This is a genomic window from Streptomyces araujoniae, assembly GCF_050871195.1.
GTDB classification, from domain to species: Bacteria; Actinomycetota; Actinomycetes; order Streptomycetales; family Streptomycetaceae; genus Streptomyces; species Streptomyces bacillaris.
Window position 1 is genome coordinate 3,096,133 of record NZ_CP194070.1, and the last position, 24,942, is coordinate 3,121,074.

The 24,942-nt window shown below is 71.7% G+C and carries 22 protein-coding genes and 1 tRNA gene; 11 read left to right on the forward strand and 12 right to left on the reverse strand.

Features of this window, described 5'->3' with window-relative positions; translation table 11 throughout:
* Positions 1–49 precede the first annotated feature (49 nt).
* From ACQ9ZG_RS13095 to ACQ9ZG_RS13130, 8 genes are all read right to left on the reverse strand, one after another.
* Positions 50–1,090 carry an NAD-dependent epimerase/dehydratase family protein gene (locus ACQ9ZG_RS13095; protein ID WP_018489979.1) on the reverse strand — a complete coding sequence of 347 codons (1,041 nt, stop codon included), beginning with the start codon at positions 1,088–1,090 and terminating at the stop codon, positions 50–52.
* Positions 1,087–2,577, reverse strand: a complete 1,491-nt coding sequence (locus tag ACQ9ZG_RS13100) for a cation:proton antiporter (RefSeq protein ID WP_499280538.1) — start codon at positions 2,575–2,577, stop codon at positions 1,087–1,089. The genes ACQ9ZG_RS13095 and ACQ9ZG_RS13100 overlap by 4 nt, the downstream gene beginning before the upstream one ends.
* Positions 2,574–3,965, reverse strand: coding sequence for a hypothetical protein (locus ACQ9ZG_RS13105; RefSeq protein ID WP_499280539.1), 1,392 nt, complete (start codon positions 3,963–3,965; stop codon positions 2,574–2,576). The genes ACQ9ZG_RS13100 and ACQ9ZG_RS13105 overlap by 4 nt, the downstream gene beginning before the upstream one ends.
* Positions 3,962–5,332, reverse strand: a complete 1,371-nt coding sequence (locus ACQ9ZG_RS13110) for a phenylacetate--CoA ligase family protein (RefSeq protein WP_499280541.1) — start codon at positions 5,330–5,332, stop codon at positions 3,962–3,964. The genes ACQ9ZG_RS13105 and ACQ9ZG_RS13110 overlap by 4 nt, the downstream gene beginning before the upstream one ends.
* Positions 5,333–5,362: 30 nt before the next feature.
* Positions 5,363–6,034: a hypothetical protein gene (locus ACQ9ZG_RS13115; RefSeq protein WP_028417473.1), complete on the reverse strand. Its 672-nt coding sequence runs from the start codon at positions 6,032–6,034 to the stop codon at positions 5,363–5,365.
* Positions 6,031–7,305: an ATP-grasp domain-containing protein gene (locus tag ACQ9ZG_RS13120; RefSeq protein ID WP_028417472.1), complete on the reverse strand. Its 1,275-nt coding sequence runs from the start codon at positions 7,303–7,305 to the stop codon at positions 6,031–6,033. The genes ACQ9ZG_RS13115 and ACQ9ZG_RS13120 overlap by 4 nt, the downstream gene beginning before the upstream one ends.
* Complete coding sequence (locus tag ACQ9ZG_RS13125; protein ID WP_499280543.1) at positions 7,302–8,303, reverse strand: glycosyltransferase family 2 protein; 1,002 nt, start codon at positions 8,301–8,303, stop codon at positions 7,302–7,304. The genes ACQ9ZG_RS13120 and ACQ9ZG_RS13125 overlap by 4 nt, the downstream gene beginning before the upstream one ends.
* A gap of 81 nt (positions 8,304–8,384) precedes the next feature.
* Complete coding sequence (locus tag ACQ9ZG_RS13130) at positions 8,385–9,140, reverse strand: HalD/BesD family halogenase (RefSeq protein WP_018489986.1); 756 nt, start codon at positions 9,138–9,140, stop codon at positions 8,385–8,387.
* Positions 9,141–9,488: 348 nt separating this feature from the next.
* Here ACQ9ZG_RS13130 and ACQ9ZG_RS13135 point away from each other — a divergent pair, with 348 nt between their 5' ends.
* Positions 9,489–10,523 (forward strand): UDP-glucuronic acid decarboxylase family protein, encoded by a 1,035-nt coding sequence (locus ACQ9ZG_RS13135; protein WP_258312229.1) that lies wholly within the window; start codon positions 9,489–9,491, stop codon positions 10,521–10,523.
* A gap of 90 nt (positions 10,524–10,613) precedes the next feature.
* Here ACQ9ZG_RS13135 and ACQ9ZG_RS13140 read toward each other — a convergent pair whose 3' ends face one another.
* Positions 10,614–11,606: a LuxR C-terminal-related transcriptional regulator gene (locus tag ACQ9ZG_RS13140; protein WP_109916147.1), complete on the reverse strand. Its 993-nt coding sequence runs from the start codon at positions 11,604–11,606 to the stop codon at positions 10,614–10,616.
* 560 nt (positions 11,607–12,166) lie between these two features.
* Between ACQ9ZG_RS13140 and ACQ9ZG_RS13145 the strand changes: the two genes are divergently transcribed.
* From ACQ9ZG_RS13145 to ACQ9ZG_RS13170, 6 genes are all read left to right on the forward strand, one after another.
* Positions 12,167–12,316 carry a hypothetical protein gene (locus ACQ9ZG_RS13145; RefSeq protein ID WP_203237968.1) on the forward strand — a complete coding sequence of 50 codons (150 nt, stop codon included), beginning with the start codon at positions 12,167–12,169 and terminating at the stop codon, positions 12,314–12,316.
* A 198-nt stretch (positions 12,317–12,514) separates the two neighbouring features.
* Positions 12,515–12,724 carry a hypothetical protein gene (locus ACQ9ZG_RS13150; RefSeq protein WP_109916148.1) on the forward strand — a complete coding sequence of 70 codons (210 nt, stop codon included), beginning with the start codon at positions 12,515–12,517 and terminating at the stop codon, positions 12,722–12,724.
* A complete protein-coding gene (locus tag ACQ9ZG_RS13155) occupies positions 12,712–14,688 on the forward strand; it encodes an AfsR/SARP family transcriptional regulator (RefSeq protein ID WP_499280544.1) in 1,977 nt (658 codons plus the stop codon). Before ACQ9ZG_RS13150 ends, ACQ9ZG_RS13155 begins: the two co-directional genes overlap by 13 nt.
* 64 nt (positions 14,689–14,752) lie before the next feature.
* Positions 14,753–14,983 carry a hypothetical protein gene (locus ACQ9ZG_RS13160; RefSeq protein ID WP_109916613.1) on the forward strand — a complete coding sequence of 77 codons (231 nt, stop codon included), beginning with the start codon at positions 14,753–14,755 and terminating at the stop codon, positions 14,981–14,983.
* A gap of 386 nt (positions 14,984–15,369) precedes the next feature.
* Positions 15,370–15,442, forward strand: a tRNA-Arg gene (locus ACQ9ZG_RS13165).
* A gap of 349 nt (positions 15,443–15,791) precedes the next feature.
* A complete protein-coding gene (locus ACQ9ZG_RS13170) occupies positions 15,792–16,649 on the forward strand; it encodes a hypothetical protein (RefSeq protein WP_109916612.1) in 858 nt (285 codons plus the stop codon).
* On the opposite strand, the gene ACQ9ZG_RS13175 is transcribed toward ACQ9ZG_RS13170, so the two are convergent.
* From ACQ9ZG_RS13175 to ACQ9ZG_RS13185, 3 genes are all read right to left on the reverse strand, one after another.
* Positions 16,637–17,494 carry an aldo/keto reductase gene (locus ACQ9ZG_RS13175; RefSeq protein ID WP_109916611.1) on the reverse strand — a complete coding sequence of 286 codons (858 nt, stop codon included), beginning with the start codon at positions 17,492–17,494 and terminating at the stop codon, positions 16,637–16,639. The genes ACQ9ZG_RS13170 and ACQ9ZG_RS13175 overlap by 13 nt on opposite strands.
* The gene (locus tag ACQ9ZG_RS13180) at positions 17,428–18,624 is read right to left on the reverse strand and encodes a JmjC domain-containing protein (RefSeq protein WP_109916610.1); all 1,197 of its coding nucleotides are present in this window, start codon (positions 18,622–18,624) and stop codon (positions 17,428–17,430) included. Before ACQ9ZG_RS13180 ends, ACQ9ZG_RS13175 begins: the two co-directional genes overlap by 67 nt.
* Positions 18,625–18,700: 76 nt before the next feature.
* Positions 18,701–18,868, reverse strand: coding sequence for a hypothetical protein (locus ACQ9ZG_RS13185; RefSeq protein WP_165273173.1), 168 nt, complete (start codon positions 18,866–18,868; stop codon positions 18,701–18,703).
* Positions 18,869–19,249: 381 nt separating this feature from the next.
* On the opposite strand from ACQ9ZG_RS13185, the gene ACQ9ZG_RS13190 reads away from it, so the two are divergent.
* The 4 genes from ACQ9ZG_RS13190 to ACQ9ZG_RS13205 all read left to right on the forward strand — a co-directional run bounded on the left by ACQ9ZG_RS13190 (position 19,250) and on the right by ACQ9ZG_RS13205 (position 24,880).
* Positions 19,250–20,593: an NsdA family TPR-like regulatory protein gene (locus ACQ9ZG_RS13190; RefSeq protein WP_499280546.1), complete on the forward strand. Its 1,344-nt coding sequence runs from the start codon at positions 19,250–19,252 to the stop codon at positions 20,591–20,593.
* A gap of 61 nt (positions 20,594–20,654) precedes the next feature.
* Positions 20,655–21,833 carry a serine hydrolase domain-containing protein gene (locus ACQ9ZG_RS13195; RefSeq protein WP_109916608.1) on the forward strand — a complete coding sequence of 393 codons (1,179 nt, stop codon included), beginning with the start codon at positions 20,655–20,657 and terminating at the stop codon, positions 21,831–21,833.
* An 89-nt stretch (positions 21,834–21,922) separates the two neighbouring features.
* The gene (locus ACQ9ZG_RS13200; RefSeq protein ID WP_109916607.1) at positions 21,923–22,564 is read left to right on the forward strand and encodes a hypothetical protein; all 642 of its coding nucleotides are present in this window, start codon (positions 21,923–21,925) and stop codon (positions 22,562–22,564) included.
* A 381-nt stretch (positions 22,565–22,945) separates the two neighbouring features.
* Entirely contained in the window at positions 22,946–24,880 is a 1,935-nt protein-coding gene (locus ACQ9ZG_RS13205; protein ID WP_109916606.1) for a restriction endonuclease, read from the forward strand.
* Positions 24,881–24,942: the final 62 nt, after the last annotated feature.

Below are 24,942 nucleotides of genomic sequence, written 5' to 3' on the forward strand. Positions count from 1 at the left end.
GGAGGGCCCGGCCGGGTGGCCGGGCCCTCCCCGTGCGTCCGCCGCCATCTCAGATGGCGCGGCGCTCCTCCAGCGCGGCCCGCCAGGACGGCGGGAGGTTCCGCACCACCTCGATGCCGGAGAAGACCGACGGCTCCTGCGGGCCGACCTCCTTCACCCAGGCGGCCATCCTGCCGATGCCCTCCTCCAGGCCGATGTGCCGGTCGCCGGTGCCCAGGACCTTGCGGGCCTTCTCGTGGGTGGCGTAGGCGTCGCGCACCTCGTTGCGTTCGGGCAGGTGGTTGACGCGCAGCTCCACGCCCATGGCGTCGCAGACGGCGGTGGCGATCCGGTTGACGCTGTAGACGTGGTCGCCGCCGACGTTGAAGACCTCGTTGTACGCCTCGGGGATCTCCACGGACCGGGCGATGGAGGGCGCCACGTCCTTGATGTAGCTGAAGGCGCGGGTCTGTTCGCCGTCGCCGAAGACCGTGAACGCCTCGCCGCGCAGGGCCTGGTTCATGAAGATGCCGATGACGTTGCGGTAGCGGTCACCGATGTTCTGGTACTCGCCGTAGACGTTGTGCGGCCGGAAGACGATGTAGGGCAGGCCGAACATCTCGTGGGTGACGCGGAGTTCCTGCTCCACGGAGAACTTCGCGATGCCGTACGGGTCCTCCGGCGCGGGCACCAGGTCCTCGCTCATCGGCAGCTGGTTGGCGCCGTAGACCGCGATGGACGAGGTGAAGACGAAGCACTTGACCGTACCGGCGTTGACGGCGGCGTTGATCAGGTTGACGCTGCCGACGACGTTGTTCATGTAGTTGAACCGCTTGATGAAGTGGCTCAGCCCCTCGGCGGCGTACGCGGCGAGGTGGAAGACGTAGTCGACGCGGTGGGCGGCGAAGACGGCGTCGACGACCTCGGGGTCGCAGACGCTGCCGTGCCGGAACTCGGCGCCGTCGGGGACGTTGGCGCGCTCACCGCCGCTGAGGTCGTCGAGGACGACGACCCGGTGGCCGGCGGCGAGGAGTTCGCGGGCCACGTGCGAGCCGATGAAGCCGGCGCCTCCGGTGACGAGGGAGACGGGTGCGGAAGGGTCGAGGTTCATGCCGGTTCCATTTCCTTTTCCTGGGCGGGGGTGGGTGCGGGTGCGGGGGCCGGGTCGTCGGCCGCCGGGGCGGCGCCGGACGGGCGGGAGAGTTTCAGCAGGTGCAGCGCGGGCCCGGTCATGACCGTGGTCAGTACGGCCATCACGACGAGCACGGTGAACGCGTTCTGGTTGATGAGCCCGGCGTCGAGTCCGGCGCGGAGGACCACGATCTCGGTGACGCCGCGGGCGTTGAGCAGGACGCCGAGCCCGAGCGACATCCGCCAGGGCAGCCCGGCCGTGCGGGCGGTGACGGCGGTCCCGGCGAGCTTGCCCACGACGGCGGTGACGACCGCGACGGTCCCGGCCAGGAGCAGGCCCGCGTGACCGGTCACCTCGGTGAGGTCGACCGTCATGCCGACGGAGACGAAGAACAGCGGGAGCAGCAGCCTGCGGTTCACCGAGTCGAGCCGGGTCTGTACGGCGGTGAGCGCGGTGCCCGGACGGTGCGGGACCAGCATCCCGGCCAGGAACGCGCCGAAGATCGAGTGGACGCCCATCAGGTCGGTGACCCAGGCCAGCGAGAAGGCGAGCAGCAGCAGGGCGAGCAGCCGGACGGCGGAGGACACCCGGGCCCGGTCCGCCCACCGGTCGGCCGCGCGCACCAGGGGGCGGCCGGCGATCAGCACGACGGCGGCGAACGCGGCGGCGAGCAGGACCGTGCCGCCCGCGCCCCAGACGCTGCCCGCCGTCGCCACCGCCATGGCCGTGGCCAGGGCGCACCAGGCGATCACGTCGCAGGCGGCGGCGCAGGTCATGGCCATGGTGCCCAGCGGGTGGCGGGACAGGCCCGACTCCTGGACGATCCGGGCCAGGACCGGGAAGGCGGTGATGCTCATCGCCGTACCGAGGAAGATCGCGAAGGGGACGAAGCCGATGCCGCCCCCGGCGAACTCGCGGTAGACCAGAGCGGCGGAGAGCACCCCGAGAACGAAGGGGATGATCATGCTGCCCTGGCTGACCGCGCCCACGACCCGTCCGCTGCGCCGCAGTTGGGAGGCGTCGAACTCGGAGCCGACGGCGAACATGAAGAGGATCAGCCCGACCTGGGCCAGGACGCCGAGGAGCGGTTTCGCCGTTTCCGGGTAGAACAGCTCGGTCGAGCCGGGGAAGATCCCGGCCAGGAACGACGGCCCGAGCAGCAGACCGGTGGCGATCTCCCCGATGACCGGGGGCTGGCCGAGCTTGCGGGCCAGCAGACCGCCCGCCGTCGCGGCGGCGGCCACCGCGGCGAGGGCGACGACGACGCGGAGCACGGTCCCGGCGATGTGCGGGCCCTCGGCGGGCGGCCCGGCTCCGGCGCCGCCCGTACCGCCCGGTTCCGGCGCCCCGAGGCCGAGGGCGAGCGCGGCGGCGAGCACGCCGATGGCGGCGGCGGAGATCAGCAGGGGGTAGACGATGCCGCGCCAGGCGGGCGGTGCCGCGGCGCGCGGCGGAGGCTGGGTCATCGTGGGGCTCCAAGGTCGGTCGGCACGGCGGGGTTCGCGGTGGGCACGGGTGCGGCGGGTGCGGCGGGTGCGGCCGCGGGGGTCCGTGGGACGCGCGCGGGCGGCTCCTGCCGACGGTGGGCGGGGCGGCTCCCGCGCGGGGGCCCGGCGGACAGGGGGCTCCGGAGCAGGAGGCGGGCGAGCACCGCGTGGGCCACCTCGCCCGAGGCGAGCGCGGCCACCGCGCCCAGCGCGCCCAGCGCCGGTACGAGCACCAGGCCCAGCAGGACGGCGCAGAGCAGTCCGCCCAGCGCGCTCAGGGCGGTGGCCCGCAGGGTGTGCGGAGTCGCGTTCTCCAGCAGGTAGTTGAGGCTGCCCACGGTGAAGAAGAGCGGGACGCACAGCACGTACAGCAGCAGGACGACGACCGGGGGCGGAGCGAGCGCGGTCCGCTCGGCCCACCACGCCAGCGCCAGGCTCCCGGCGCTCCACACCGCTCCGGCGGCCGCGACGGGCAGCAGCCGCCGGACCACCCTGCGGTCCAGCGAGGCGGGGTCCACCGACCGGAGGGTCAGGGACACATGCGGCTGGAAGAGCCGCAGCAGATAGCCGAAGCCGTTGAGCAGCACGGACGAGGCCAGGATCATCAGGTACAGATGGCCGGTCTGCTCGTGGTGCCGGGAGGCGCCGAGCATCAGGAAGAGCAGGCTCACCGTCCCCGCCGCCGCGATGTCACCGCAGGCCATCAGGGCGGAGGTGGTCACCACGGGCCGGACGACCGCGCCGCGCACCGGCCTGCCGGTGGCCCGGTACAGGGCGGGCAGATGGGCCAGGTCGAGCAGCGCCGTGCCGCCGAGGATCCACCCGGTGAAGGCCACCGGTCCCCAGCCGAGCAGAGCCACTCCCCCCGCCCCGACGGCGATGACCAGCGACAGCGCCGCGAAGTTCAGGACGTCGGCACGGTTGCGGTCCAGGGCCCGGCAGAGCCCGACCAGCACGGTGTTCAGCCCGAGGAGCGCGGCGTACAGGCCGGCGAGCAGGCCCAGCGCGACCGCGTCGCCGGAGCGGACGAACAGCGCCGCGCACCCCAGCCAGACCACGGCGGCGCCGGTGAGCAGCAGGGCGGAGAGCAGCAGGACGGTGATGAGCTGGGGCCCGGTGCGCGTGGCCCTGGGCACGAGCTTCAGCGCGGACTTCTCGATGCCGAGGGCGGTGAGGGTGGTGAGCACCTGGGCGGTGCCCATGGCCGCGGCGTACGGTTCGTACCCGGCATCCCCCCAGCTCGCCAGCAGGGCCGCGTTGGCCCCGAGCAGCGCCAGCCGGAAGGCGGTGCGCCCGGCGAGCAGCGAGGCCAGCGACCGGAGGGTGGGGCGTCGGCCCCGCTGCCCGCCGGGCGGCCCCGCCGTCATGCGGGCGCGGGGCGGGCGGGCCCGGAGGCCGCCGCCGCGTCGGGGAGGGAGGGGGAGCCGGACGACGGCACCGCGCCGGGGAGACCGGGAGCCGTCGCCTCGGAGGTGACGAAGCGGCCCTTGCCGCCCGCCGTGATCTCGACGCTCGAAGCCCTGGCCACCTCCAGCGGGAAGTCGCAGTCGGCCACGGCGAACAGCCGCTCCCGGACCCGAGCGGTCAGCTCGTCCCACTCACCGGCGGAGGGTTCCCCCTCCGGTACGACGTGGAGCCGCACCGCGCCCGTACGGTCCTGCACCACACCGCACTCCGCGATGCCGGGGAAGGTCGCGGCCAGGTGCAGGAACGTGTCCGGGTACAGCTGGCGTCCGGTGGGCAGCGTGACGGCGTCGTTGACGCGGCCCGCCGTCAGCCGCAGGGTCCTGAAGCGGCGCCCGCACGGGCACGGCCGGGTGTCGATCCGGCCCACGTCCCCCAGGTCGTAGCGGATCAGCGGCATGGCGCGCTCCATGAACGCGGTCACCACGACCCGCCCCTCCGCCCCGTCGGGCAGCGGGTCCCCGTCCGGGCCGAGGATCTCCACGAGCAGCCGGTCCTCGGCGAGGTGGGCCCGCTGGTGGCGGCACTCGTAGGCGATGTTGAGCACCTCGAAGGCGGAGTACTCGTCGTGCACGGGCGCCCCGAACTCCCTTTCCAGCAGGGCCCGGTGCTCCGGTACGAGCAGTTCGGACTCGGTCATCACCAGCTTCAGCGTGGTGCGCAGGGCGGCGAGTTCGTCCGGGTCCAGCGCCCGCAGCAGGGCCCGCAGATGGACCGGGTAGCCGATGACGACCTGCGGCCGGGCGGCGAGCAGTTCGGCCTTGATCTCGTCCATCGGCCGGTCGGTGAGCAGGACGTGGCGGCGGAACAGCCCGGCCTTCTGGTAGCCGCGCGAGGGCGGGGCGAAGGGCCGGATGTGGGAGAGCCGGTCGGTGGGCCGGTAGCGCCCGGTCGCCAGGAACCGGCGTACGCAGGAGGCGAGGTGGTAGTCGTGGCTGTGGTGGTCGTGGACGACGGTGACCCGCCGCCCGGTGGACCCGCTGGTGCGGAAGGTGGGCAGGGCGCCGGGCTCCGCCCCGTCCGCGAGAAGCTCCTCCAGGGGCCGGTCCCGCAGGACCTCCTTGTCGATGACCGGCAGCTTCGCCACCTCGGCGAGGGAGCGCAGCCGCCCGGTGCGGTAGCCGGGGCGCTCCCGGTAGTACGGGACCCGGGTCCTGGCGTGGGCCAGCATCCGGTTCAGCCGGCTGAGCTGGCGTCGGCGCAGGGCGCGCCGGGACCCGTACTGCCGGGCGAACGTGACGGGCACGTACCAGGCCTCTCGGAGGAACATCTCGTCGACTCCCCTTCCGCGGGCGGGCCGTCAGGCGGTGGTGCCGGACACGGCGGAGCGGCGGCCCGGGACGAGGCGGCCGAGTGCGGCGAACCAGCGGGTGGGGGCGAGCAGCACGAACAGGGCGAGCACGACATGGGTGATGATCAGGGCGAACGCCTCGTACTTGCTGGCCGGGTGGCCGAGCCGCACCGTCATGTGGGAGGCCCAGGTCCACACCTCGGGGATGGTCTGCCACTGCGGGTCGGTGTGCTCGTTGATCGTGAGGTACGCGAGGTCCTCCAGGCCCGAGAGCATGATCAGGAGCATCGCGTAGCCGAGCCGGCGCACCAGGTGCGCGGCGCCGCCGCCGATCCGGAAGCAGAAGAGGAAGGTCAGGATCAGGAAGGGCGTCAGCGTCAGGACGTAGTAGTACAGCTCGGGGTGGTTCTCCGCGTGGAAGAAGATCTTCGGCACGAAGTAGAGGAAGTAGAGCATGAAGCACAGCGGCGCGAAAAGGTGCAGTCTGAGCTTCTGGGCCCACTCGGGGTCGAGCTGGGCGAGCGCCTCGGTGGCGAGGACGAAGGGCACCAGCTTGAAGAGCATGATGCCGAGGCTCTTGACCTCGCGGTCGTGCGGCATCACGAACCACACGACGGAGGCGAAGGCGAGGGCGAGCCCGGCCAGGATCAGGAAGGGCGCATGGCGCCGGAGCGTGGTCAACGCTTCTCCGTAAGCAGTTCGGTGCGAATGGGGGTGGCGGCGGGCGCGGCGGCCGGTCCGGGGGCGGCGGGCGCGTCGGGCTCCACCTCGAAGCGGAGGAGGGACTTCGCCCTGGTCTGCGCCTCGCGCAGCTCCGCGTAGGTGTCGGCGACGAGCAGCAGGTACCCGAGCTTGTGCCCCGCCTGGGTGTAGCGCCGCACGCGGCTGCCGGGGGTCGGGAAGATCCTCAGCTCGGCCGTCTGCGGCAGGGCGCGGACCTCGTCGGCGCCCTCGACGGCGCGCAGGATGCCGTCGGTGTCGGTGGTCAGGATCTGGAGGGCCGTCTTCCTGTCGTGACGGGCCTGGATGTCGAAGGGGAGGCCGAGCGCCAGGCGGAGCGCGGCCTCGTAGGTGTCGATGCCGTACGCGTGCCGGACGAGCAGGGGCATGCCGTTGCCGCCGAGCCGGGCGCCCATCTCGATGAAGCGGATCTCCTCGGTGCGGTCCACCACGAAGTCGAAGTTGACCGGCCCGTCCGTGTGGCCGAGCGCACCGCAGATGTCCATCACCATGGAGCGCAGGGCGATCTCGGTGACCGGGGCCAGTTCGGCCGGGACCATGTGGCCGGTGGTGATCATGTGGGGCGCCCCGGTGGTGGAGCGCTCGGTGACCGCGATGGTCGCGAGCTTGGCGTCGCGGAGGAAGGCCTCGGCGGAGAGGTGCCGGCCGAGCAGCATCTCCTCGACGATCACCTCGCCGGAGAAGGAGTACGTACGGGCCTCGGCGACGGCCTCCGGCAGCGCGGCCTGGTCGGCGACGACCTGGACGCCCTTGCTGCCCGAGGAGTCGCTCGGCTTCACGATGACGGGCAGGGGCAGCGCGGCGGCGGCGAGGCGCAGCTCCACCGGGTCCGCGGACTGGACGTAGGCGTAGGTGGGCAGTCCGAGCCCCTCCAGCACCTCGTGGAAGTACCCCTTGTCGACCGAGGCCCGGACCGCGTCCGGAGCCGGCCGGTAGGGGGTGCCCAGCAGTCGGCTCAGTTCGGCCACCGACTCCTGGGCGGCGTCGCTCGCCGGGGAGATCACCGCGGCGATGTGGAGGTGGCCGATCATGGCGGCGATCCGCTCGGGGGCCCGGGTGGTCATGCAGAGGAACAGGTCGGCGGCCGAGGCGCCGAGCGCGTGCGGGCGCTGGTCGACGCCGACGACTCCGTATCCGAGCCGGCGCGCCGCGTGGTAGGCGGGCAGTTGGTCCTCGCCGCCGCCCAGCACGAGGATGTGAGGCTTTGTCATGGCAGGTTCCCTGTCTGGAGCAGCGGCGCGGGCGCCGCCCGGCCGGTGGACTCGTTCCGATGGGTGTGGGGGTCGGCGTAGAGGTGGTCCCCCGGCCGTACGGGCACGTTGGCCTCGCGGATCTGGTAGCGCGGGAGCCCGGCGCTGCCGCGCATGATGCGCACCAGGTAGCGGGCGAGCAGGGCGAGGGCGCCCAGTTGCGCCGTGTGCAGCAGGACGGAGGCCAGCGCCAGCGGCTGGAGCCCGCTGCCGGCCGCCGCCAGGGCCGCGGCCGTGCCCGCCGCGGCCAGGGCCGCGAGGTGGATGAGGGTGAGCGGCCGGTAGGAGAACCCCACGAAGAGGTCGACGGCGTGCCGGAACAGCTTCCCCAGCGACCACTTGGCCCGCCCGGCCGCGCGGGGTGCGTGCGCGGTCTCCACCGTGGTGTAGCGCGCGCCGATCAGCGGGAGGGTGGCGAGGAAGTAGGGGGTGCTGACCCTGCAGTCGGCGACCTTGCGGGCCACCACCGTGCGGACCACCCGGAACACCGAGGCGTGCACCGGGAGTTCGATGCCGAGGATGCGGGTGGCGATGGCCTGGTGGCCGACCGTGCCCAGTCGGCGGTACCAGGGGTCCTGCCGGCCGGTGCGGATCGCGAACACCGCGTCGTAGCCGCCCTCCACGGCCCTGCGGGTGAGCTTGTGGATCTCGGCGGGCGGCGACTGGAGATCGGCGTCGAGCTGTACGGTCCATTCCTTCGACGCGTACGAGAATCCGGCGGTGAAAGCCGATTCGAGTCCGAAATTGCGGGCGAATGAGATATAGCTGACGCGGGGGTCGGCGGCGGCGATCCTTTTGATGATGGAGAGGGTGCCGTCCGTGCTGCCGTCGTCGACGAACAGGATCTCGGCGTCCCCGTACGGATACACCTCCTCCTTGATGCGCAGGTATGCCTGCTCTATGCATTCCTCCTCGTTGAAACAGGGCACCATCGCGGTGATGGAAAGCGTGGCAGGCATCCTGGCCATCGTCCGTCGTTCCTCTGTTCGCGTCCGGTTCCGGTTCCGTTGTCCGGTTCCGTTCTCGGTTCCGGTTCCGGGTCAGTCGAACATCGCGTTCATGGTCTCGTGCGTGGCCGCCTTCTCCTGGTCCGCGCGGCTGGCCCAGCAGGTGTTCAGGATGATGCGGGTCCTGTCGGCGTTCAGCGGGACCGTGCGGTGCAGCGTGGTGTCCGAACGCAGCAGGTACAGCTCGCCCCTGGCGTGGCCGTAGCTGCGGATGGGGTGCTTCTGGAGGTACTCCTGGACGCGCGGGTCGTCCTTGTTCCAGTCGGTGTGCGGGATGCACTGGAGCATGCCGCCGTACTCCAGCGACGGGGCCTCGATCAGCCAGATGACGGTGAAGGAGAAGTCGCCCCAGTGCCAGCCGTGGGTGTCGCCCTTCTGGTGCTGGCGGGTGATGATGTACTTCTCCTCGTCCCACGGGCAGCTCATGACCTCCTCCTTCGCCAGCCGGGAGAGGAACTCCTTGAGCGCGGGGGACTCGTAGACGGCCGGGATCAGCGAGCCGTCCGTGGCGATGGCCTTCTGGCCGACCGTGGACATGTAGCGCGGGGAGTCACCGGTCTCCTTGAGCCGGATGTCGATGCGCTTCTGGTGGGTGTCGATCAGTTCGTGGGTCTCGGCGGCGACCGCCTCGAAGACCTCCGGGGAGACCAGGCCGGGGAGCTTGACGTACCCCTCGCGGCGGAAGTGCTGGGAGAGCCCGAGCACCTCGTGGTCGTCGGCGAACCGCTCCGCGATGTTCTTCGCGATCAGCTCTTCCACGTTCTCGGCGGTGATGCTGTTCTGCGACACGGTGAACTTCCCCTCGATTCAGGCGCTGCGGACATTCCCGGAGAACGGCTCCGCGGTGGAGCCGCATCCGCCTCCGCTGTTGACACCTGGAGTCTCACGAAAGCGCGAGGGGTCCGGTAGTGCCGGGCTCACCGATTACCCGTGAGGAAGCCATACGCCGACCGGATGTGAAGATCTCACCTGCCGTATGAGGAACTCACACGGCCCCTGCTCCATGAAATACGCAGGCTTGCGGGAGTCGTTTCCTTGCGGTCAAATCCCAGAGGAAGCGGGGGACTCATGGAACTCCGCCGCATAAATCTCGTGCGCATGACGGAGTCTGTGCGGATGACAGGGAGAAGAAGGACGATGACGAGAACAGCGGTGGTGGCCGGCGGAGCGGGATTCCTGGGGTCGCATCTGTGCGAAAGGCTGCTCGCGGACGGCTGGCGGGTGCTCTGCGTCGACAACTTCGTCACCGGCTCCCCCGACAACGTGGCCCATCTGATGGGCGACGCGTTCCGGCTGGTCGAGGCCGATGTCACGGCGGGCCCGCAGAGCGTCGAGGGCCCGGTCGACGCCGTGATCAACCTCGCCTCGCCCGCCTCTCCGGTCGACTACCACCGACTGCCCCTGGAGACCCTGCGGGTGGGCTCCGAGGGCACCCGGCACCTGCTGGACCTGGCCCGGGAGAAGGGCGCGCGGTTCGTCCTGGCGTCCACCTCGGAGACGTACGGCGACCCGCTGGTGCACCCGCAGCCGGAGAGCTACTGGGGCAACGTCAACCCGGTCGGGCCGCGTTCGGTGTACGACGAGGCCAAGCGGTACGCCGAGGCGATCACGATGGCCTACCGGCGGACGTACGGCACCGACACCGGAATCGTCCGGATCTTCAACACCTACGGGCCCCGGATGCGCGCCCACGACGGCCGCGCGGTGCCCACCTTCATCCGGCAGGCGCTGGCCGGGCAGCCGATCACCGTGGCCGGCGACGGCTCCCAGACACGCTCGCTCTGCTATGTGCCCGACCTGGTCGACGGCATCGTGCGGATGACGGAATCGGAGCTGGCGGGCCCGGTCAACCTCGGCAACCAGGAGGAGATATCGGTCCTCCGGCTCGCCGAGTGGATCCGGGACCTCACCGGTTCCGCCTCCGGCATCGTGCACGTACCGCGCCCCACGGACGACCCGTCGATCCGCCGCCCCGACACCACGAAGGCACGTGAAGAGCTGGGCTGGGCGGCCGAGTTCACCACGGAGCGCGGCCTGACCGCCACGATCGACTGGTTCCGCACCCGCCCGGAGTCCGCGGCCGAGGAGCTGCGGCCTGGGGCTCCCCTGGAGGACCTGCGCTCCGGGAGCGCCCTGGCGGACCTGCAGCTCGCCGGTGCAGAGGAAATGTAGAAGCCGCTGCCACTCTTCGCGGCAGGAGCTACCGGAACGGGGACACAGGTGACAGGTCGGGGGTCGGCGGGCGGGCGCGGCCGACGGCGGTCACACGCCCACCCACCCCTTGGTGGTGGCGAGCACCCCCGCCTCGAAGCGGCTGCGCGCCCCCAGCCGGTGCATCAGATCGGCGGTGACGCGCCGTACGGTCCGCACGGAGACGCCGAGCTGGCGGGCGATGGCCTCGTCGGTGAACCCCTCCGTGAGCAGATCGAGCACGGCCCGCTCCGGCGGGCTCAGCGGACCGTCCTGGCCGGCGGGCGCCTCGGCCGTGCTCTCGCCGAGCGGCTTCGCCTGCTGCCAGGTCTGTTCGAAGAGGGCGAGGAGTCCGGTCAGCGCCCCGGTTCCGTCGAAGACCAGCGCCCCCCGGTCCGCGGCGGTGGCGTCCATCGGCACGATCGCCCGGCTGCGGTCGTAGATGAGCATGCGCAGCGGCAGCCGGGGCACCGTGCGCACCAGCCCGCCGCGCTCCCCCAGCCAGGCCACGTACTCCCTGGTCGCGGAGGAGTTGCGGCAGCTGTCGAGGAAGATGTACCGGAGGCGCACCCCCCGGTCGCTGGTCGAGGTGTCCAGCGGCCGGGCCGCCTCCAGATGCTCCGCGCTCTGGCCCCCGCCGGGGACGAACGCGGCGATCTCGCTCGTACAGGTCCCGGCCAGATGCTCGATCTTCGACTGGATCTGGTCCATCGAGCGCAGCTTCTGCACCTCGGAGACGCCCTGGCCGGTGGCGCGGATGTCCGCGAGGAGCCCGGCCATGGCGATCCGGCTGGCTCTGATCTGCCTCTCCTTCTCCAGGAGTTCGGTCTCCTGGCTGGCGAGCAGCGACGCCAGTCCCACCTCCGGGTCGACCGGACGCCCCGGCCCGCCGTCCGCCGAAGGCCGTACGAGGGAGAGCGCGGCCAGCCGGTCCAGCGCGGAGCGCGCCCGCGCCTCCGGCCACCCCAGGGCGTCGGCGAGCCCGGCGACGGCTCCCGGCCCGTCCTTGAGCATGGCGCGGTAGACCGCTTCCTCATCCGGGCCGATCCCCAGTCGACCGAGCATGGTTCCCCTCCCCCAGAGTGGCGGTGGGTCGCACCGCACAACGCTTCCACGCGCGTGGTCACGGACGCGGATGCGGGCGAAGAATATACGCCATGGCCGATTCTGGACAGCATCGGCTGCGGCGGCTCGGGGCCGCGGGCGGGTGTCCGCGCAGGCCAGGGACGTACGACGGCCGCGCCGCACCGGGCGACGCGCTCCTTCCCGAGGGCGGGAGGGCCGTGTACCTCGTAGACATCCGGCTGGAATCCGCCGCCCGCCTCTCCCCCGCCGACGTACGCGGTCTGCTGTCCAGGGCGGCCCTTCCCGGGGACGGGGTGGAACACATCTACGTCCAGCCCTCCCGGCCGCCATGCCCCACACCGCTGCCACCCGATCAGGCCCCCCTGCCACCAGCTCCGGCCCCCCTGCGGTCCGATGGGGCACCCCCACCGCCCGATCCGGCTCCCCCGCGGTCCGATGGGGCACCCCCACCGTCCGACCAGGCTCCCCCGCGGTCCGATGGGGCACCCCCACCGTCCGATCCGGCCCCCCTGCGGGACGCCGCGCTCTGCCTGGACGCGGTGCTCTTCCTCTCCCACCTCACGCTCACCGAGTCCGAACGGGCGGCCGACGCGCTGCTGGAGCGCTGTACGAGGCGGGGTCTGCGGCTCAGAAGGCTCTCGGCGATCCCGCTCACGCTGCTGGTGGAGCTGCTGGCCCTGGAGGGCTGACCCGGCCGGGCGGGCGTGTCCTCGTCCTGCCATTGCAGGTCCCTGTCAACGGAAACCCCTGGGCAAGGCCGGGGGCTGCGAGCAGAGTGTCCTCACCGGGACGGCGCGCCGGTCGAAGGGGAGGGGCGCGCACCTGGCCGGCCCGGCCGGCGGACGTACCCGGACCACACTGCTCAGCCGATGCGTTCAGGGGGAACCATGCAGACTCTCATCCGTACCACGTTCACGACGGTGTGCGCGGCGGCCGCGCTCGGCGCCGTACTGCTGGGGGCGGGAACGGCGTCCGGGGCGACGGCCGGCGACACGCACACGGCGACGCTCCGGGCCCAGACGGCCCTGCCGGTGACCGGCGGCCTGGACGGCAAACTCGCCGGCTCCACGCCGAACGGCAACATATGGGGCCCGTGACCGGGGCGGCCACGGCGGTGATCCCGGTGGAGACCCTGCACCTGAACCTGCTCGGCCCCGTGGAGGCCCAGCGCGGCGACGCGCCGGTCAAACTCGGCGGGCCGAAACCCCGCACCGTACTGGCCGCGCTGATCCTCGCCCGGGGCCGGGTGATCAGCGACACCCGGCTGACCGCCCTGCTCTGGGGCGACCACCCGCCCGCCACCTGCCCGGCCCAGCTCCACACCTACGCCTCGCGCGTCCGCCATCTGCTGGGCCCCGGGGTCGCGGTGGAGCGGCGGCGGCCGGGCTATCTGATCCGGCTGCCGGAACAGGGCGTACGGGTGGACCTCCTGGAGTTCCAGGAGCGCGCCGCACGCGGGGCCCAGGCGCTGGCGGCCGGGGACCCGGCGACCGCCGCCGGGGAGCTGCGCCGGGCCCTGGCGGTCTGGCGGGGCGTGGCGCTGGGCGGGGTCTGCGACCCGCTCGCCGACGCCGAGCGCGACCGGCTGGAGGAGGAGCGGCTGGTCACCCTGGAGCGGCGGATCGACGCCGATCTGGAGCTCGGCCGGCATGCCGCCCTCATCCCCGAACTCATCGCGCTGATCGCCGCCGACCCGCTCCGGGAGGGGCTGCGCGGCCAGCTGATGACGGCGCTGTACCGGTCGGGCCGCCAGGCGGACGCGCTGGCCGCCTACCGGGCGGCCCGCGCCACCCTGGCCGCCGAGCTGGGCCTGGAGCCCTCGGCGGAACTGCGCCGGCTGCAGCAGGCGCTGCTGACGGGCCACCCGTCGCTGCTGTCCCGTACGGCGAGGAGTGCGCGGGAGGCACCAACGGCCGGGCCTCCGCGGCGCGGCGGGACCACCGTACGGGCCACCCGACCGACCGCGCCCGCACGCGCGGAGACCGTTCCACCCCCGGCCGAACTCCCGCCCGCACCGGCGGACTTCACCGCCCGGGACCAGGAGGTCATCCGGCTGGCCACCGCGCTGGCCGGCCACCGTCCACGCCGCCCGGACCAGGCGGTCCACGTGGTGACCGGCATGCCCGGGATCGGCAAGACGTCCGTGGCGCTCCAAACGGCCCACCGCGTCAAGCGCTCCTACCCGGACGGCCAGATCCACCTGGACCTGCGCGGCTCCGGCCCGCGCCCGCTGGACCCGGCCGAGGCGCTGGGGGAACTGCTGCGGCTGGTCGGCGTGGCACCGCACCGGATCCCCGCCGACCCGGACGGTCGCGCCCGCGCCTGGCGCAGCCGTACCGCGGACAGCCGTCTGCTGCTGGTGCTCGACGACGCGGCCGACGAACGGGGGGTGCGCCCCCTGCTGCCCGTGACCGACGGGTGCGCGGTGCTGATCACCAGCCGGTCGGGCCTGTACGCGCTGGAGGGGGTGAGCCGTACGGTGCTGGCCCCGCTGACACCGCCGGAGTCACGGGCCCTGTTCACCAGGCTGGCGGGCACGTCCCTCACGGACTCCGAACCCGCCGCCGCGGCCGCGGTCGTCGACGCCTGCGCAGGCCTGCCGCTCGCCCTGCGCGTCGCGGGCGCGAAGGTCATGGCGCGACCGCACCTGCCGCTGTCCCGGTACGCCGACCGGCTCGGCGACCCCGACCGCACCCTGGCGGAGCTGGCCGTCGCCGACCTGTCGGTGCGCGACCGCCTGACGGACGCGTACGGCCGGCTGGCCCCGCCGGCCCGCCGGGCGCTGCGGTTCCTCTCGGCGCCGGGCCCGCATCCGGTGGAGCCCGGCACGGTGGCCCGCCTCCTGGGGACCGGTCCGGAGGAGGCCGACGACCTGCTGGCCGACCTGGCCTCCGCCCACTGGGCCGAGGCTCTCCGCCACCCCCGCGGACCCGCCTACCGGCTGCACCCGCTGGTGCGGCTGTTCGCACAGGGCATGCTGGCAGCGGAGGAGGGCTCCGTACCGAGGGTGCTCCCCCAGCACGCGTCATGGGCGGCGACACGGACGGACAACACGGCGTGAGCGCCGAGGGACGCACCCAGCACACCTGACCGACGCACGGACGGAACGGAACGGACGAGACCCCATGCCGAACCCATCGGATTTCAGCTACGTGACCCGGGCCGACGGGACCATCGTGATCACCCACCGCCGCCGGAAGGCCGCGACCCTGCGGGGCGAGCGGGCGGCGAAGTTCGCCGAGGAGGTGGAGTCGGGCGACGCACAGGAGGTGATGGCGCGCTGGACGGGCGCGTACAAGTTCGGCAACGAGCGCACCGCCCGCAACCATCCGAGAAACCAGGGCCGCCGCACCTGACCCCGCCGGTGCGGGAACGGAAGAACGGAAGAGGACCACGACCGGCGCGTCCCACGGGATCGCCGTCCTCGGCGCGGAGACGCTCTTCGCCTGCGTCGACACCCCGCCGACCGCGCCGGGCGACGCCGATCTGTCCCGGGTCTCCCGCGCGATCGGCCTGGACCACCGGCGGGCCCCACTCCCTGAAGGCGGTCCGCCCCCTTCGCCCATCGCCTTCCCCCCGGCCAGGCCGGGCCACTCCCCCGGCAGCCCCACGCCCGCCCACCCCGCACCCGCTACACTGACGGCGGTGCGCCGGTCCGCCGGGGCACATTGGACCAGTGGGCGAACGCGACCGGGACGAGGGCTGAGGCCACCACTCCCGCCGGGTTCTCCTACGGATCCCCGCCTTCGTAGCTCAGGGGATAGAGCACCGCTCTCCTAAAGCGGGTGTCGCAGGTTCGAATCCTGCCGGGGGCACAACGTATTGCCGCTCTGACCTGGGGTTCCTCCCGGGAGGGGCTCCTGCTCGGCCTCGGACTCCTCGTCCGGGGCCGTTTGCGTGAGCGGACGGAGAGTTGATCTCCGAAGTTCCCAACGGATCAACACACCATCCGGCACGGAATCCGGGCCGGGATCCTCCGCCGTGCCGGGCTCCGGCTCCGGCATGGGCCCAGCACCCGCAGAGTGAACGCAACCGTGGCTTTACCGGGCCCATCCGAAGAAGGCCGTCGCTGTACCCGGATCACGCCGTAGGCATGAGGTAGCCGCTCGCCCCTCTTGGCTCAGATGCCCCCTGAGCACCGCAGCTCGCTGCTACGGTCCCGGCATGACGCACTCGGTCTCCGCTGCTCGCCCTGTCGACCTCCGAGTTGAGCCGGTCGACAGGGTTCTCGACCGCGTCGAGCGCTCCCTTCGGACCCGCCTGGATCCGAGCACGGTGGTGCGTAAGCGCCGGTCCGTCGGTGCACGGACCGACCGTGACACCTGGGTACGGGTGGAGCGGCGCCCGCTCGACAGGATCACCGGCCAGGGATGGAACGGTACGGAGAGCGCAGCCCGCCTTGAGGGCGTCGCCCAGCCCGCGTGGTGGGGATGTGTGGTCTGGCGGGACGCGGACGAGCCCGTGATGTGGCGGGCCGACGAAACTGATCTCCTTCCCGGTACGCCGATCGGAACCGCCGTCCTGGTCGAGGAGCCGGCGCTGTCCGGAGAGTGGTGGCGGGCCTTCGGATCCTCCCTGGACGCGCTCGCGCGGAACACCACCGGGCGCGTGGCCACTCCGGACACGGTCACGATCACGCAGGGCCTGGTCACCGAGTCGGTCCAGGGCGTGTTCCCCGAGGTGATCGATACGGCCGTCGGGCGATGGGTTCCGGCCCACGCCGACCTGAACTGGGCCAATATGAGCGCGCCGGCCTTCTCGCTCTTCGACTGGGAGGACTGGGGGAACGCACCTCAAGGGCTTGACGCGGCGACGCTCTGGGGCGCCTCGCTCGCCGTCCCCGCCCTGGCCGACCGTGTACGGAGCGAGCGGCGGCACGACTTCGAGAGCCGGGACGGCAGGCTGATGACGCTCTTCGTGTGTGCGAAGGTCCTCGGGCCGGACGCACACCCGGAGGACCCTCGGGTCGAACCCGCCCGGCACCGGGCACGCCAGGTCATCGCGGAGCTTCAGGCGGGCTGAGCGGTCAACCGCTCCCGGAGGAGGACGCGGTACTCGTGGATCGTCCGCTCATCAGGTTCGGCGACCAGGGCGTCGAGCAGTTCACCCAGGTGAGTCCGATCGTCCGTGCCCACGGCTACGGTCCCGACATCGGGAAGGCGGTAAGAGGCCCGGAAGGCGGCCTGGACACGGGAGAATCCGTCACCGTCCCGGAGGAAGACCCGAGGGTCGATCCGATCCCATACAGGGTCTCCCGTGCTGCCGCCGAAGGGGCTCATGCCCCACGCTCGACCGGGGTCGAGGCCCCAGGCCGCCGTGAGGGCTTCCACGGCGTCCAGTGTTCCGGCGCCGACCAGCAGCCCGGCGCGCGCCATGAGAACCGATGGTTTCAGCGCGGTCGGATCGACCAGGCCGACCAGTGGTATCGGGTCCCATGAGGCGACGCCCCAGCTGCCGCACAGCCCTTTTGATGTGGCGTCATCCAGCGCGGCGCACGCCTGAGCCAGTGCGTCCCGTCCGTTGCCGACGGTGCCGCCGAGGGAGTGTTCCGGGTTGTGCAGGAACACCAGGTCAGGCTCCCGTCCGAGATCCCGGGCGGCGCGCTCCACAGCCTCGTACAGCCGTACGGGGTCCAAGGAGTGCTCGGCCCTTTCCCGTCCGGGGAAGTAGCCCACCTTCGTGGAGACCGTGAACCTCGGCAGGAGGTCGCCGGCCTCCCGCGCCAGGACGGTGTGTGCGTGGAAGCCGAAGTAGTTGGTGCTCGTGTCGATCGAGGTGACGCCGAGCTCCAGCGCTCCGGTCAGGAGGCGGCGTTCGTGACGAGACCGGTGTAGCCCGAGGACAACTCGGGGGTGAGCACCGCGCACAGCTCCTCCTTCACCAGGATCTCGGCAACCGCTGCGGCCTCGGCCCCGACGACGGAGACCGCCTGGGCCAGCGGGACAGGCCTGCCGCTCAGCAGCAGCCGCAGTGAAGGCAGCGCCTTGGCCATGAAGGTCAGCTTCTTGCCCGAGGCCAGAACATCGACGGTCTCACCGTGCTCCTCGATGCGTGGAGCAAAATGGGTGGTGCACACCACCGCGTCCAGCGTTCCGAAGACGTCCAGGAAGGGAACCTGCCTGGGGAGCGGCATCGCCTGCTCGTACGCGGCCAGGAAGTCGGTCGGCGGGCGGTCGGTGACCAGTTGGGCCGCGGCCTCAGCCAGGGCGTGGAGCGGCGCTTCATCGCGACGGTCGAGGTCGTGCCGGAAAATCTCCTTCTCGCGGCACCAGTCGCCCAGCCACGCCAGCCAGCTTGCCCCGGTGCGCTTGGTGATGCCGAACGTGACATGGAGGCTCTTCCCCGAACCGTGGCCGTCGCGGGTCGCCTGGTGCCAGTGTCCGCGGGGGATATGCATCACGTCACCGGTCTTCATCGTCCCGGACCAGATGGCCTCTTCACTCGGGGTGTCATTGGGGTCGGCGTCCCGGTACAGGGGTACGGCCCGGGAAGTGCCGCGGACCTCCCAGCTCTTCTCGCCGGCCAGCTGGACGATGACCACGTCGTGGTCGTCCCAGTGCAGGGGAAAGCCCGACGCCTTGTTCGTCGTCAGATAGGCATTGACCTGGACACGCTCGCGCGTCCACCACTGGAGCGCCCGGCAGGCGACCTCCATCGTCGGGTCGAAGACGTTGGCCTGGTCGAGGATGACCGTGGCCCCCTCCCCCAGCAACCGGCCGAGGCTGTGCATGTTCACCATGGGGATGCTCTGACCCCGAGGGCTGACGCTGTCGGTGAAGTAGATGGCTGGGTGGACTTCCCTGCTCTCCTGGAAGACGCGGAACTGCGGACGGTTCATGCTCCGGCGCATGACGATGTCGAGCAGGCGGTTCGGGGTGAGTACGCGCGAGATCAGGTCCGGGTCGTCGATGCTTCCCCGCGCGAAGCCCTTGCCGAGTCCGCCCGCGCCGTTCCACCCGAGCGCCGTCTCGATGGCACTGGTCAGTCGGTGTTCCATCTCTTCCTCCTCATGAGATCGGCTGCCAGGGAGCGGCGGGGCCGCACGGAGAACCGGGCGACCCCGCCGCCGCCCGCTACTCGCTGTCGTGCAGGTTGCCGTCGCCTCCGGGCCACGGCGAGTCGCCGGAGCTACCGGCGTTGTCCGACCGGAGGCTGTCGTACCGGTCGTGGACGGAGGCCAGCTCCTCGACCGCCACCAGAAGGCCGCTCCGGGCCGACGACGGCGTCGTGACTTCTGCCATCTCGCTCTCCTTCCTCTTGGGTTCCTTCGCCGGAATTCCGGCGCAGGCTGGGGGCCGCGCCCGTATTCGTGCTGGGCACGGACGACTTGAGTGCGGTTGCTGGGAGGCGGGGAGACAGCCGGACGGAGCGGGATCTCGGAGAGCCACCGAGAACCGACGGCACCGCCGACCGCCGCCTGCCCCGGGAGTGCGGTCCCTGCCCGGACTCGCTTGCCGCGGCCGAACGGGTCCCGTCCCGGAGGACGACCGATGTCCAGTGAACGGCCGGGCCCCTCGGGTGCGGAACGTTTCCAGGGGGTTTCTCCAGGGGACGCCACCCCCGTACACAGGGATGGAATGCGGTCCACAGCAGCCCTGTTGGGATACGGCAGGAGTGATGACGTGCCCGGTGAGTCCTTAGCCGTCCACCCCTTGACCTTCGTGCGTCAGTCGCGCGGATGGGGAAAGGCCGAGTTCGCCCGCCTCATGCAGGCGCGCGGGAAGCTGCTCGGCATCCCCCTGGCGACGAATCGCACGACCGTCTGGAAGTGGGAGCAGGGGCAGGAACCGGACGCGGACGCCCAGCGCGTGCTCAGCGACCTGCTGTCCATCCCGTACGAACGGGCACGGGCAGAGGGCTGGCCCCGATGGCTTCCGGTCTGGGAGGTGACTGAGCTCACCGCGTCATGGACCGAGGCCGGCACCGTCGAGGCGCTGGCGGATCTCGTGGGGAGTGGACGGTTGGATCGACGGGGCTTTCTCACCATCACCGGTGCCACTTTGACGGGGCTCGCGTCGAGTTGGGTCGAGGCGCCCTCCGCGTTCGCATCGGCGATCAACGGAGACCGCGTCACCGACGTGATGGTCTCGACGATCGAGCAGCGCGTCAGCACCCTTCGTACCCTCGATGATCAGTTGGGAGGGGCCCGGCTCCTGGAACAGGCTCGGGGTGACCTCTCCCTGGTCACGGGTCTGCTCAGCGGCGGCCGGTACACGGACGGCATCCGCGTCCGCCTGTACGCACTGGCCGCCCGGACATCGCATCTCACCGGATGGATGGCATACGACGCAGGGCTGCGGTCCGCAGGGCAGCGGTACTACGTCGGGGCGCTTCGCAGCGCCCGTACCGGTGGGGACGATGCCTTCGGCGCCTTCATCCTGGCCGAGATGGGCGTCCACGTCTCCGAGGCCGGACGCACGGCCGAGCGGGTCGACCTGATCTCGGTCGGCATCGACAACGCTCCCCGCACACTGCCGCCCGCCGCTCAGTGCTTCCTCCACCTGCACAAGGCCGAGGCGCTGTCACGCGACGGCGATCACCAGAGGGCGGGTACAGCCCTCAACCGTGCCGCCTCCCTATGGGAACGCCAGACGGCGGGAGATGCCCCGGACTGGCTCGGATGGTTCGGCGAGGCGCAGGTGAAATCGACGGAGGGCAAGGTGCTGTTCCGCGCGGGCCAGGTGGAGCGAGCGACACGCTCTCTGGAGACTTCCGTCGAGCGGGCCGCGCCCCGGGACAAGGCCGTACGCTCCAGCCGACTTGCCGAAGCCCGGCTGGCCGGCGGTGATCTGGACGGAGCACTGGACGCCGCGAACTACGGCACCGCGCTCCTGGAGGACGAGGTCAGCTCCGTACGGGCACTGGACCGTTTGAAGGAGTTCTCCTGCCAACTCGAACCCCACAGGACCGTCCCGTCCGTACGGGAATTCCGCGAACGTCTCCACGCGGTACCCGTCACGGCCTGATCTCCGCTGCTCAGGAACTCGCACCTCGGAGCGAGCGTCCGCGGGTGCCAGGATGGGCGTCATGACGGTGATCAACGGTGAGGTCGCGGCAGGGTTCGAACCGGTACGGGATGCGTTCGCGGCGAACTTCGCCCAGCGCGAGGACATCGGTGCGGCGGTCTGCGTCTACCAGGACGGCCGCCCCGTGGTGGACCTGTGGGCCGGCGTCGCCGATCCGGACACCGGCCGCCCGTGGGAGCAGGACACCCTTCAGCTCGTCTACTCGGCGACCAAGGGTGCGACCGCGACCGCAGCGCATCTGCTGGTCCAGCGCGGCGCCCTGGACCTGGACGCGCCGGTAGCCGAGTACTGGCCCGGGTTCGCCGCGAACGGCAAGGCGGAGATCCCCGTGCGCTGGCTGCTGTCCCACCGCGCCGGCCTGGTCGCCCTCGACCGGGCGGTACCGCTGGACCAGGCGCTCGCCTGGCACCCCATGACGGCGGCCCTGGCCGCCCAGCGCCCGCAGTGGACTCCGGGAACGGCACACGGGTACCACGGCCGGACCTGGGGCTGGCTCGTCGGCGAGGTGATCCGCCGGGTGTCCGGCCGGACACCGGGCCGATTCTTCGCCGAGGAGATCGCCACACCGCTCGGGCTGGACTTCTTCATCGGGCTGCCGGCCGGTGAACGCGACCGGGTCAGCCGCATGGCGTACCGAAGGCCGGACGTCGACCTCACCACCGTGCCCGAGGAGGCGGTCCCCGAGGACCTCCGCGACCTCGTCACCGCCTGGCGCGACCCGAACTCGCTCAGCAACACGGCGTTCGCGGTCACCGACCCCGCGAACATCGACTTCGACTCCCCCGAGGTCCAGGCCGCGGAACTCCCCTCGTCCAACGGCATCGGTACCGCGCACAGCCTGGCACGCATGTACGCCTCGCTGATCGGCGAGGTGGACGGGGTACGCCTGCTCACCCCGGAGACGTTGGCCTCGGCAACCGAGGAGCAGGCCCACGGGCGCGACCAGGTCATGGTGGTCCCGAGCCGCTTCGGCTCGGGATTCATGCTGCCCACCGCCGCTATTCCTATGACCGGCTCTGCCGCCTTCGGACACACGGGCCGCGGGGGCTCACTCGGCTTCGCCGACCCGGAGCACCTCGTCGCCTTCGGCTACGTCATGAACCACATCATCAGCGGCTCCGACGACATGCGAGCGACGGCCCTGACCAACGCAGTGCACAAGTCACTGGGAATGCGGTGAAAGCCGAAGCCGTTCCCACCCGTCCACCGGGCCCACCCATACCAGCGCTGCCCCCGTCTGCGATGCCCCTCGCCTCACTGGAGGAACCCATGAACGTCCGCCTCGGCCCGCTGACCGCCCAGAGGCGAAGCGAGAGCGACCCCCTGCGAGCCGGTGGCGGTGCTGTGGGGACGCTCGGTGACTTCTGGCAGTGGGCCTGCTCCGATCTCGTGGGCAACACCATGCGCGGAGTCCTGGCCGAGTACATCGTCGGCACCGCGCTGGGCTGCGTCGACGGCACCCGTGTGGAATGGGACACGGTTGACATCCGCACCCCCGAGGGGTGCCGGATCGAGGTGAAGTCGGCCGCCTATCTGCAGTCCTGGGCGCAGAAATCTCTGTCGAAGATCTCCTTCTCCATCGCTCCCACCGCCCGGTGGGAGGCCACACCGGGCATGATGTCGCCCGAGGTCGTCCGCCGCTCGGACGCGTATGTCTTCTGCCTGCTGCACCATCAGGACAAGCAGAGCCTGGACCCTCTCGACCTCACGCAGTGGACCTTCTACGTCCTGCCCACCCGGGTGCTGGACGAGCGGTGCCCTGCTCAGAAGACGATCAGCCTCGTCGGCCTCCAGCGGCTGGAACCCGTACAGACCGGCTTCTCCGGCCTGGCGGAGGCGGTGACCGGTTGCGACTGGAGGCCGTCCCCGCCACCGGCCGTGCCGCGCAGCAGGCTTCAAGCGGACGCCTGATCCGACTCGCTCGACCGCTCCGGCCCCGCGCCGCCCACAAGCCCTACCCGTCTGGGGCCGAGCGGGCCGATCCACCGGCGCCTCAGCAGCCTCCGGCGAAGATCCGACCCCACTCCTGACGCCGGTGTCGCAGGTTCGGACCCTGCCGGGGGCACACCTCAGGGAACCTCTCGGGATCACCCCCGAGGCGCCTCCCTCGCGTTCCCCGGCACGTGCCCTCCCCATACGCGGAGGCCCTCTGCCCCACCTCGTACGGGCATATGCGACAAGGGCATGGGCCTATGGCTGGTTGCCGACTAGAGTCGGTTCATCACTGCTGGTTATGGGGCCAGGGGCCAGGTGCGGGTATGCCGGGGCGCTGGTGGGGAGGGCCTGTAGAGCATGAGCCGTCGCTCCAATGGGTGGGTCGGCGCCTGGGCTGAAGCGCAGCGCCAACAGCAACGTCGACAGGAAGCGCAAGCCGGTTACCAGCGGGATCTGGACTGGCAACAACGCTCCCGGCAGCGGGAGTTCGGGCCCAGCTATCGCGAGCAGCGGAGGATACACCGTGAGCTGCGGGAGGCGGAGGCTCGGCGGCGTACCGAGGAACTCGACGCGCAGGTCGAGGCGTTGCAGGGGCTGCTGGCGGCGGGGTGCCGGGCCCCGGCCTTCAGGGTGGGCGCCCTGGCTCGGGCGGAGAGTGTGCCGCCCTGTGCGCCGGGGCAGTCGGCCGCCTACCGGCAGCAGTACCAGCAGTGGGCCGCAGGGCAGTTGGCCGAGATACGGGGGCACAACGCGGCCATAGCGGAGATGGCGGCGGGGCTGCGCAGCGGGGAGCCCGAGGCCACCGTCGAGTACTTCTCCGCCGCGCTCTACGCCTCGACCGGGTGGCCGGAGGGGCTGCCGCGGCAGGTGTCGGCGGCGTACGACTCCGGGGCCCGGCAGCTGGTGCTGGACTGGGAGCTGCCGCGGTACGGGATCGTGCCGGAGGCGAAGTCGGCGCGCTACATGATCAACGCAGATCAGGTGAAGGACTCGCCCAGGCCGGTCACTCAGCGCCGCACCCTGTACCGGGACGTCCTCGCGCAGTGCCTGCTGCTGGTGCTGCGTGATCTCTTCGCGGCCGATGAGTTCGGGGCGCTGGAGTCGGTCGCCCTGAACGGGTTCGTGGACGATCACGATCCGACGACCGGCCGGCGGGCGCCCATGGTCCTCGGCACCGTCATGGCCTCGCGCTCCACCTTCGCCGCCCTGCACCTGGAGCAGGTGAACGCCGTCACCTGCCTGGTGGAGGGGCTGCGGGGGCAGTTGTCGACGCGCCCTGACCAGTACGCGGCCGTGCGGCCCGGACGGGTCCCCGAGGACGTCGGCAACGGGATCATCACCCATGGCGGTGACGAGGAGCCGGACCTGAACGAGATGGACCCCATCGCCTTCGAGGGGCTGATCGCCGACCTCTTCCGGGCCATGGGCATGCAGGCGGTGACCACCCAGCGTTCGAACGACGGCGGGGTGGACGTGGACGCGCTGGACCCGGCCCCGATCCGCGGCGGCAAGATCGTCGTTCAGGTCAAGCGCTACCGCAACACCGTGCCGCCCTCCGCCGTCCGCGACTTGTACGGCACCGTCCAGGACGCCGGGGCCAACAAGGGCGTGCTCGTCACCACCTCCCGTTTCGGGCCCGGCGCCCACACCTTCGCCAACGGCAAGCCCCTGGAGCTGGTCGCCGGTTCCGAGCTGGTCGATCTGCTCCACCGGCACGGGCTGCGGGGGCGGCTGGGCGGTGGGGAGGGACCCGGTGCTGTGCCTGCGGAGCCTGGTGCGCCGGACCGTGCGGGGCACGGCGACGGTGACGACCACAACGTGCTCGGCATGTACTGGTCGGGTGATGTCGCCCTCGACGTCTGCGCCCTCGTCTGCCACGGGAACCAGGTCCTGGACGACGACCACTTCGTCTTCTACAACAACCCCCGGACGCCCGACGGCACGGTCCGTGCGCTCGCCCCCGTGCCGCCGGACAAGGCCGCCATCCAGGTCTCCTTCGACGCGCTGCCGCCCCGCGCCGACCGGGTGGTCGTCATCGCCGCCGTCGACCCCGTCGCCGATCCCACGGCCGATCTCTCCGGGTTCAGCGACGCCGGAATCCGGCTGCTCGACGCCGAGGGCACCCAGCTCGACCGGCTGGACGTCTCCGACGGCCGCGACGACGAGACCGCCCTCGTCCTGGGGTCCTTCCGCCGGCGGGCCAACGGGGACTGGCAGTTCGTCACCGGCGGTCGTGGATATCCGGGCGGGCTGGAGGAGCTGGTCCAGGATTACGGCATCGAGGTGGACTGACCGAAATCGAAGGGGACCATGCCGGCCTTCCTCCTCCCGCGATCTCTTCCTCCCGGACTCTC